Source organism: Bifidobacterium catulorum (assembly GCF_003129925.1).
In the GTDB taxonomy this organism is placed as follows: Bacteria; Actinomycetota; Actinomycetes; order Actinomycetales; family Bifidobacteriaceae; genus Galliscardovia; species Galliscardovia catulorum.
The window spans coordinates 1-10,286 of the sequence record NZ_QFFN01000051.1; the positions used below are offsets into that span (position 1 = coordinate 1).

At 64.8% G+C, this 10,286-nt stretch carries 5 protein-coding genes and 2 pseudogenes; 5 read left to right on the forward strand and 2 right to left on the reverse strand.

Annotated features, from left to right (window positions below):
* Positions 1 to 497: 497 nt before the first annotated feature.
* Positions 498 to 1,652 (reverse strand): annotated as a pseudogene (locus DF200_RS11370) (ATP-binding cassette domain-containing protein); the annotation flags it as partial.
* Between the two features lie 168 nt (positions 1,653 to 1,820).
* Positions 1,821 to 2,711, reverse strand: a pseudogene (locus DF200_RS11375) (ABC-F family ATP-binding cassette domain-containing protein); the annotation flags it as partial.
* A 725-nt stretch (positions 2,712 to 3,436) separates the two neighbouring features.
* Between DF200_RS11375 and DF200_RS10050 the strand changes: the two are divergent.
* The 5 genes from DF200_RS10050 to DF200_RS10070 form a co-directional block, all read left to right on the forward strand.
* Positions 3,437 to 4,909 (forward strand): sugar transferase, encoded by a 1,473-nt coding sequence (locus DF200_RS10050; RefSeq protein ID WP_109138139.1) that lies wholly within the window; start codon positions 3,437 to 3,439, stop codon positions 4,907 to 4,909.
* A gap of 75 nt (positions 4,910 to 4,984) precedes the next feature.
* Entirely contained in the window at positions 4,985 to 7,012 is a 2,028-nt protein-coding gene (locus tag DF200_RS10055; protein ID WP_109138140.1) for a DUF4012 domain-containing protein, read from the forward strand.
* Positions 7,009 to 8,469 (forward strand): tyrosine-protein kinase domain-containing protein, encoded by a 1,461-nt coding sequence (locus DF200_RS10060; RefSeq protein ID WP_109138141.1) that lies wholly within the window; start codon positions 7,009 to 7,011, stop codon positions 8,467 to 8,469. The genes DF200_RS10055 and DF200_RS10060 overlap by 4 nt, the downstream gene beginning before the upstream one ends.
* A gap of 18 nt (positions 8,470 to 8,487) precedes the next feature.
* Entirely contained in the window at positions 8,488 to 9,690 is a 1,203-nt protein-coding gene (locus DF200_RS10065) for a glycosyltransferase (RefSeq protein WP_241520228.1), read from the forward strand.
* On the forward strand, positions 9,687 to 10,286 hold a 600-nt coding region (locus DF200_RS10070; protein ID WP_109138142.1), incomplete at its 3' end, for an acyltransferase. The genes DF200_RS10065 and DF200_RS10070, both read left to right, overlap by 4 nt.

Consider the following 10,286-nt stretch of genomic DNA (forward strand, 5'->3'; position numbering starts at 1 on the left):
GAGCCGGTTGGTGAGAGCGAACTGCTTCCCACATGGTTGAGGGGCGCCGGTTGTCGTAAACGGTGGGAGGGAGCCGGGCGGGTGGGGCGTTGTGCTCGTTTGTTCCCCGTGAATGGGAGCCGGTTGGGTGCCATGCATCGTTGATGGGCTCCGTATCGAAGAAGCCGGATGTCTCCGTCCAATCGGCTCCCCTCGTTGAGGGGAGCCGTCGCGTGTAACGCGACTGAGGGGAGGAGACGCTGAACTGCGCCTCTCATGGATGAGGGGCGCCGGTTGGATGGGGCGTTGGGGACCTGAGGGTGCTGGCGTGTGTGGGACTCCCCTCAGTCAGCTTCGCTGACAGCTCCCCTCATGGATGAGGGGAGCCGGTTGGTGAGAGTGAGCTGCTCCCCACATGGTTGAGGGGCGCCGGTTGTCGTAAACGGTGTGAGGGAGCCGGTTGGGTGGGGCGTTGTGCTCGTTGGTTCCCCATGAATGGGAGCTGGTTGGGTGGGGTGTTATTCCACCTGTTCGCTGAGCTCCATCCATTCGGCTTCGAGGTCGTCGTTCTCTGCGATGATGGCCTGCATCTGCTCGTTCAGCTTGTTCAGCCCCTCGAAGTCGGTGGGGTCATGCGCGGCCATCCGCTCTTCGAGGTCGGCCTTCTGCTCCTCAAGCTTGGCGAGCTTGCGTTCGATGGCCGAGATGCGTCGGGTGACCTGATGGTATTCCTTGCCGGAAAGCTTCGGCTTGGAATCCTTGGCGTCGGCGCCGTCGGCCTTGGCATCGCCGGTGCCCGATGCGGAAACGGAGGAGGCCGTGCCCGCCGCCGCATCCCGCTGCATCCGTTCCACCATGTCGAGATAGTCCTGCACACCGCCGGGCAGATGCTGCACCTTGCCGTTGAGCAGCGCGAACTGCTGGTCGGTCACGCGTTCCAGCAGATACCGGTCGTGGGAGACCACGATGAGCGTGCCGGGCCAGGTGTCGAGCAGGTCCTCCATCACGGCGAGCATATCGGTGTCGAGATCGTTGCCCGGCTCGTCCATGATGAGCACGTTCGGCTCGTCGAGCAGGATCAGCAGCAGCTGCATACGACGCTTCTGACCGCCGGAAAGATCGCGGATTGGCGTCATCAGCTGGGCGGAGGAGAAGCCGAGACGCTCCATCAGCTGACCGGGCGTCACCTCCTTGCCCTCCACGATGTAGCTCGGCTTATACCGCGAAAGCACTTCCTTGATCTTGTACTTGCCCAGCTTCTCCAGCTCGTCCAGACGCTGCGACAGCACGGCGAACTTCACCGTCTTGCCGATGTTCACATGGCCTACGGTGGGGGTGAGTGAGCCGTCGATGAGCTTCAGCAGCGTCGACTTGCCCGCTCCGTTCGCGCCGACGATGCCGAAACGGTCGCCGGGGCCGATGAGCCAGGTCACATCGTCGAGAATCTTCCGACCGGACACGGTCACCCGCTGCGCGGCGGACGTGACCTCCGGGTTCACCGTCACCTCGGCCACGCCCTGTTCGCGGGCCAGCGCCTCGGCCTCGGCCCGGGCCTTGGCCGCCGCCTCCACGGCCTCGGGAACGCCGGCGTCCACCAGACGGGGATCGGCCATCGTGTCCACGGCCACCTCGACCGACCCCAGCGGCTGGGGTTCGGCATACATGGAATCGACGATGTCGGGGGAGGGATCGTTCGACCCCCTCAGTCGGCGGTCGCCGACAGCTCCCCCTTCCAGGGGGAGCCGGAGAGAGGAGGGGTCGGCTTCGGCCTGGTTGGGGAGCCTGGGAGAGGAGGGGTCGGCTTCTGTCTGGTTGGGGAGCCTGGGAGAGGAGGAGTCGGCGAAGATCTGGGTGACGTCGATGAGGTCCACCACCTGCTTGCCGAGTCGCGAGGTGGCCATCTGCTTCAATTCCAGGGTGTTACGCACCGGAGGCACGTCGGCGATCAGCGCACGCGCCGCCTTCACATGGAACTTCTGCTTCGTGGAACGGGCCCTCGCACCACGCGTCAGCCACGCCAGCTCCTTGCGGGCGAGATTACGGCGCTTCGTCTCGCGCACGTCGGCCTGACGGTCGCGCTCCACACGTTGCAGCATATACGCCGAATATCCGCCTTCGAACGGTTCGATCGTACCGTCGTGCACCTCCCACATGGATTCGCACACCTCGTCGAGGAACCAGCGGTCATGCGTCACCAGCAGCAGCGCGCCCGAACCGGACGACCAACGATTCTTCAGATGCTCGGCCAGCCAGTGGATCGTGACCACGTCGAGATGGTTCGTCGGCTCGTCAAGCGCGAGGATGTCCCAATCCCTGAGTAGCAGGCGTGCGAGATCGGCGCGACGGCGCTGGCCTCCGGACAGCGATCCGACGCGCGCGTTCAGGTCGATGCCGCCCAGCAGCGCCTCCACGATTTCGCGTGACTTGGTCTCCGCCGCCCACTCGTAATCCTCGCGCCCCTCAAGTGCCGCCTCGCGCACCGTGGCGTCGTCGTCGAGCGGGTCGCGTTGGTCGAGCATGCCGAACGTCAGGCCTCCGCGGATGGAGACGCGGCCCGAATCGGGTTCCAGTGCGCCGTTGAACAAGTGCAGCAGGGTGGATTTGCCGTCGCCGTTCCGGCCGACGATGCCGATGCGGTCGCCTTCGAAGACGCCCTGCGTCACGTCGGTGAAAATGGTTTTGGTGGCAAAGGCAAGGGAAACGTGTTCAAGTCCCAGATCAAAAGTCGGCATAAGGGATAATGTACCGTCAAGCGGGGTCAAAACCATCTTCGCCGTTCCATCCCGTTCGTCGGTCCGTTCCGGGTTTCATTTCGATTGCGGGTCCTTGTTCGGCCCCTGCCCCGGCTCCATCGCATCCCGTGGATTCCGACGACGTGCCGTCGCATCGCGCGGGTTGCGCCATATGGGCCGGGCGTGCCACGTGGCGCAACCTTAACAACGTTGGAATCGCAATGATCATAGGAGCGCATCACGTGGCTCGCCCAGACTGCGTGATACGAGCCGGACATGTGATGCGAAACGGCCCATGCGATGAGAGTCTGTCCATGTGATGGGCCGATATGGTCGAGGATGGTCGGACATCATGGTCGAGGATGGTCGGACGTCCCATCGCGACCGTCGAGCCCGTCGTTTCTGGTGTCGTCGCCATTGCCGAGCGGGGCGATGGCGTTATGGACCTCCATGCCCTCGTATTAAGATGTCATGATGGGGTATATAGAGGGGTTGTGAAGTGTTATCCCTAACATCACATATATCGTTTTTTTGTATGTCTTATGACGTATAGTTAATGCATATTACATACCCCCAATGAGAAGAGAACGACGCGGGCAATCGGCGTCGAGGAAGGGTGGCGATTGAAGCAGGACCGTCAGGAGTATTCGCGGGGGTGTGGCAGTTCCCCTATTACGGCCGGGGTCGGGGAAGACGCCGCGCGTGATGCCGTACTGACCGGGGGAGTGAGTCAGATCTCGCAGGTGCTGTACTGGCGATTCTTCGTCAACCTCATACTGATGGTCGTGGACGGGTCCATGCTGGTGTTCGCCAACCTCATCCTGTTCATGATGGAGCCGTTCTCCTACATCCCCGACGACAACGGCATGGTCAGCGAACTCGCCACCGGCGTGCTGATGCTGCTGCTCGCCATGATTTACGTGGCCTGCCTGCATGGCGTCGGCATCTATCATCGTCACATCATGGGCGACGGCTATCAGGTCAACTATCGGATAGTGGGGGCCGTCGTCAGGATGTTCGTCATCCAGGCCGCGTTCAACTACATCTTCGGACTACCCCTGCCGTTGCATATCATGGTCGCCGCCGCCATGATGACCTTGGTGTTCACCGTCGTCGCGCGATTCGTCGCACGCCGCGTCATCGCCCATCGTCGTGGCGACGACCGGTTCGCCTACGCGACCATCGTCATCGGATCACCGGACTGCATAGCCCGCACTCTCGGACGACTGCGCCAACGCACGCAGATGAACTACCGTCCGGTGGCCGTATGCCCCATCGGCGTCGATCCGAGGACGAAGGCCATCGTATCGACGCCCATTCCGGACGGTCTCGGCATCGACGACGAACTGGTCGTACTGCCGTATGACGCGGACCTCGGCGTGACCGCCGTCGGCATGGACGTGCAGACGCTGCTGGTCTGCGATGTGATCCGCCGCGACTCCGTCGAATTCAACGTGCTGTCTCTGGCCGTGGAATCATTGGGCATCGAACTCGCGCTCGCCGCCGGCGCCGCCGACATGGGCGCGCACCGGCTGTATCTGCGCAACATCCAGGGCATGCCCGTGCTCACGCTGCGACTGCCGCAATACGGATTCGGCACACGCATGATCAAACGCGGCTTCGATCTCGTACTTGCGGTGGCGGCGCTCATCGTCGCGTCGCCCATCATGGCCATCACCGCCATCGCCATCAAAATCGACGACGGTGGACCGGTGTTCTACGGACAGAAACGCATCGGACTGCGCGGACGACCGTTCCATATGATCAAATTCCGGTCGATGGTCACGAACGCGGACGAATTGAAGGCGAAACTCGCCGAGGAGACCGGACAGACCGACCGGTTCATCTTCAAAATGAAACGCGATCCGCGCATCACCCGCGTCGGCGCGTTCATCCGCAAATGGAGCATCGACGAACTGCCGCAGTTCCTCAACGTGCTGCGTGGCGATATGAGCGTCGTCGGGCCGCGGCCCCCGTTGCCCGAGGAACACGCCCGATACAACAGACTGTACGCCACGCGCATGTATGTGAAACCCGGGATCACCGGCCCATGGCAGGTGTCCGGGCGCAGCAACCTGACCGCCGAGGAATCCGAACAGCTCGACGTCTCCTACGTGCAGGACTGGTCCATCACCGGCGACCTCACCATATTGTTCAAAACCGTGGGCGTGGTACTGACCCACAAAGGCGCCTACTGACCGACGTCCCGACGAATCCCCGATGCCGACGCACAAACGACCACATGACAGACCGACCACAGACACACCGACCACATGACAGACAAGAAACACACCAAGGAACACGCCAAGGAACACGACATGGCCGCACAATACGATGACCGCGATGACCGCGACGGCGAGTCGCCCATGACGTCGTCCGGGCCGTCGGCTGTGTCGTCAACCGCGCCTGCCGCCATGCCGTCATCAGGCGACGACGTCGTGCGCCCCGACCTTTCCGGGTTCGCGCAGGATGCGCTCGACGACATCAGCCAGGGCGCCATGCCGAAACGACGCCGCATGAGCGCCGAGCATGTGGCGCGCATCCACCGGCGGAGGCGGATACGACGCGTGCTGACGTTCGTGCTCGCCCTGACGGCCGCGCTCGCCGCATACGGCGCGTACATGGGATATTCCGCACTGCAGGTCAAACGCGCCGTAGCCGAAGCGTCCCAAGGGGCCTCCGCCATTCCGGCCGCCATCCTCAGCGGCGACGCGAACGCGATGAGAACCGGCATGAACCGGCTGTCGGACGGCATCGACGACGCCTATGCGCAGACCAGCGGAATGGGATGGCGCGTGCTCGGCATGACGCCCGTGCTCGGCGACGACGTGAACGCCGTGCGCGACACCGTCGCCATCATGCACGACGTCTCCGTCAACGCGCTGCCGCAGCTGGAGCGTGCCGCCGGCAACATCTCCGTGAAATCCATACACGTGGACGACGGCGCGGTGTCGATGCCGGGCCTCGCCGACGCTGCCGACGACCTGAGCCAGGCCAGCCGGGTGATCGGCGACGCCGAAATCGACCTCGGCCACGTGCCGCAGCCGCACATCGCACAGGTGGCCGACGCCGTGGCCGACGCCCGCGGCAGATTCACCATCCTCGCCGGCCAGGTGGACGTCGCCGCGCGCATCGCCAACGCGGCGCCGACCATGCTCGACCTCGACGATTCCGGTTCGCGCACGTATCTCGTCATCGCGCAGAACAACGCCGAAATACGCCCCACCGGAGGACTGCCCGGATCATGGGGCACGCTGACCGTGGACGGCGGACGGCTCACACTCGGCGATTTCGTCTCGGAAAGCACGATGCCGCAGCAGACCAAACCCGTGCTCGACGCGCGGAACGACGAGGTCTCCCTCTTCGGCGGCAACCTGCTCACCAAACCGCACGACGTGAACTTCACACCCGACTATCCGCGGGCCGCGGCCATCGCCAAAGCCATGTGGGAGAAGGAACACGGGCAGACGATCAGCGGCGTCGTCATGATCGACCCGTGCCTGCTGCAGAACCTGCTCGCCGTCACCGGCGGCGTACACATCACCGACACGCTCACACTCGACGGATCCAACACCGCCCGGTACCTCCTGCACGACGCCTATCTGGAGAATCGCACGCCGGCGGAGCAGGACGCCCTGTTCGCCACCGTGGCCAAACAATCGTTCAACCACATCCTCCACGCCGCCGACGGAAGCAATTCCGCGGCTCTGCTCAACGCCGTCATGACATCGACGACCCAAGGACACCTCAAGGTATGGTCGGTGCGCGCCGGCGAGCAGGAACAGCTGCACGACACCGCCATCGCCGGCGAACTGGAAACCAAGCCGGCGGAACCCAACACGGGCGTCTATCTCTCCGACGGCACCCAGGGCAAGATGGGCTGGTACCTCCAGCGGTCCGTCGCCAGCAGGAAGACCCGGACCCTCGCCTCCGGCGCGCAGCAGTACGTCGTGGACGTGAGGCTGACCAACACCGTCACCGCCGCCGAAGCCGCCACACTCCCCGACTACGTGACCGGCAAAGGCATGTCGGAGGGGTACGACGTGAACCCCGGCGAGATCTCGACCGTCGTCTACGTGTACGCGCCCGCCGGCGGCCGGCTCGTCGATTGGACATTCGACGACGGCAAGGGGTTCGACACCATCACCACGCATAACGGACTGACCGTCGGCGCAAGGAAGGTCACGCTCAAACCGGGCGGGACCGCAACGCTTTCGGTGACCGTGCAGACCTCCGAACGGGCCGCCGGCACCGCCATGACCATCCATCAGACTCCCCTGATCAAGGAGAACGACCAATGAACATATTCGACCTGCTCAACGTGCTGAGGAAATACCTGCTGCTCGAACTCGCCATCCTTGTGGCCGTGACCGGGGGCATCACCTGGGCCGTCAAATCCGAGACGCCCGTCTACACGGCCAGCACCCAGGTGTTCGTGCGGTTGCAGACCCAAAGCACCGACCTCGGATCGGTGAACAGCGACTCCCAGGCCATCCAACGGCAGATGAGCACCTACACCAGCCTCGTCAAGACCGAATCCGTGCTCCAGCCCGTCATCGACAACCTCGGCCTCGACATGACCACCGAGGAGCTTGCCGCCAACGTGGCCGCCGCCGCCAACGGCGACACCACCCTCATGACCATCAGCGCCAACAGCAGCGACCCCAAGGAGGCCGCGCAGATCGCCAACGAGGTGGCCACCACGCTCAACAACCTCATCATCAACAACCTCTACACCGACGACGGCGGCAAACTCACCACGCCCATCAAGTTCTCCGTGGTGCAAAAGGCCTACGCGCCGGCCACGCCCACCTCGCCGAACGTGAAAAGCGGCGCGTTCAAGGGCGCGCTCGCCGGATTCGTGCTCGCCGTCGTCGTTGCGCTCGCCCTGAACTTCATGGACAAGAAGATCCGGCAGGTCTCCGACATCCAGGCATACGTCAAGGCACCCGTCATCGGCAACCTGCCGAAGAACCAGCTGCTCGCCGGCAGCGCGCCGGCGATCGTGGCGCAGCCGGCCGGCGTGATCGCCGAGGACATCCGACGCGTGGCCGTGAACCTCTCGTTCGTGATCCCCAAGGACATGGTCGGCGGCAACCTCGTGGTGGTCTCCTCCGGAGGGCCCAACGAAGGCAAGAGCACCCTGGCCGTGAACCTCGCCGCCGCCTATGCGGAGAAGGGCGAAAAAGTGCTGCTCGTCGACGCCGACTTGAGGAAGCCGTCCATCGGGCGATACCTCGGCGTCAACGACGCCGTGGGACTCACCAACCTCGCCACCGGGCAGGTGGAGGCCGACACCGCCATCCAGCGGTACTGGAAGGAGGGATTCCACGTGCTGCCCTCCGGCGCGAAGTCGCCGAACCCCAGCCTGCTGCTCGGCTCCAAGACCATGCTCGCGCTGCTGGAGCGGTTCTCCATCGAATACGACCACGTGATCGTGGACACCTCGCCCATGGACGTGGCCAACGACGCCGCCATCTTCGCGAAGGAAGGCGCCAGGCTCGTGCTCGTGGTCGGACAGAACGTGGCCACCAAGAAGTCGCTGCGCGGCGTGGCCGCCGAGCTCGACATGGTGGACGTGCCCGTGATGGGCGTGGTGGTGAACTACGCCGAGGCAGGCAAGCGCAGCAAATCCAAGTACTACTATTACGCCGCCGACGCCTCCCAGACCGGCGATGCGGACGGCGATGCAGGCGCGTCCGGTAGCAAAGCCGGCAAGCCCGGCAAGGGGCACACGCATCGCAAGGACGCCGAGTAGGCGGGGGCGGAGACGCATATGAGGAAGACGAAGGTGGTGATGGTGCTGGAGTCCCAGGGCGGGACGCGCCGGCACGTCGTCGACCTGATCCGCGGGCTTGACCCGGAACGGTTCGACGTGACGCTCATCCACGGCACATCGCGGCTCGACGCATCGTTCGTCGAGGACCTGCCGGACCTGCGCCGGCGCGCACGGCTGGTCCCGTGCGACGCGCTCGTGCGCGAGATCAGCCCGCGGCGGGAACTGTCCGCGCTGCGACGGGTGCGGGCGGTGCTGCGCGAGACCCGTCCCGACGTGGTGCACTGCCACAGCTCCAAGGCCGGCATCATCGGCCGTCTCGCCGCACGCCTCGAACACGTGCCGCTGGTGTTCTACACGCCGCACGCCTATTCGTTCATGGCGCCCGAGTTCTCGGGACGCAGGCGTGCGGTGTTCGTCGCGCTCGAACGCTGGTTCGGCCGCCACGCCACCACGCTGACGTTCAACGTCTCGGCGGGGGAGAAGCGGGCCGCGCTCGCCGCCGGAATCGACGCAGACGACCGGTTACGGGTGATCGTCAACGGCATCCCCGACGTTCCCGTGCCATCACGGGCCGAGGCCCGGGCCGCGCTCGGATTCGGCGGACTCGGCATCACCGAGTACGCGCCGGTCGTGGGCGTGACCGCCAGACTGGTCGGGCAGAAGGACCCGATGACGTTCGCGCGCATCGCCGCCGAGGTCATCCGTCGCCGTCCCGACGTCCATTTCGTGTACATGGGCGACGGGCCGATGGAATCCGACGTCCGCGCATACTGGGACGGCTGCGGCGATGCCGTGGCGTCGCATACGCACGTCATCGGCTACCGCTCCGACGCCGAGATTACGGTCGCCGCGTTCGACGTGTATCTGCTCACGTCGTTGTACGAGGGCATGCCGTATTCGCTCATCGAATCGCTGCGCGCCGGCGTGCCCGTGGTGGCCACCGATGCGACCGGCAACAACGAGGTGGTGCGCCCCGGCGTCAACGGCGCGCTGTTCCCCGTCGGCGACGTCCGGGCCGGCGCGGCTGCGGTGATGGAGATGCTGGGGAATCCACCGGACCGCGATGTTGCACGTGAAACATTCCTCCGGCGGTTCCTCGCCTCGCAGATGGTGCGCGACATCGCCCGTCACTATCGGGGTGAACTGACGCCGTCGGCGGCGGAATTGCGTTCGGAAGACGCGCTCAAGGAGGCCAGATGATACTCGTCAAGGCATGGTACCGGTTCACCGGACTGCTGGTGAAGGCGCTGTACCGCGTGATATACGGCCGCCATATGCGTTGGGGCAAGGCGTTCCACATGCGTCGCGGCTTCCAGGCCACCGTGGAGCACGGCGGCGAGATCGTCATCGGCGACAATGTGTTCTTCAACAACGGCTGCGGCCTGCACGCGCGCAGACGCATCGAGATCGGCGACGGGACCATCTTCGGCGAGAACGTGCACGTATACGACCACAACCACAGGTTCGCCGACCCGACCGTGGCCATCAAGGAGCAGGGATACTCCGAGGCCGCCGTCGTCATCGGACGCCACTGCTGGATCGGCAGCGGCGTGACGATCCTCAAGGGATCGACGATCGGCGACAACACCGTGATTGGTGCCGGATGCGTGATATCCGGCGACGTCCCCGCCGACTCCGTGGTGCGCATGGACGCGACGCTGCGTGTGGAGCCGGTCCGCCGGGGGAGTGGTGGTGCTGACCCCCTCAGTCAGGCTGCGCCTGACAGCTCCCCCTGTCAGGGGGCGGTCTCTTATACCCATCGCCGCGCCCACGAGCCCGCTCGACCTCTCGTATGC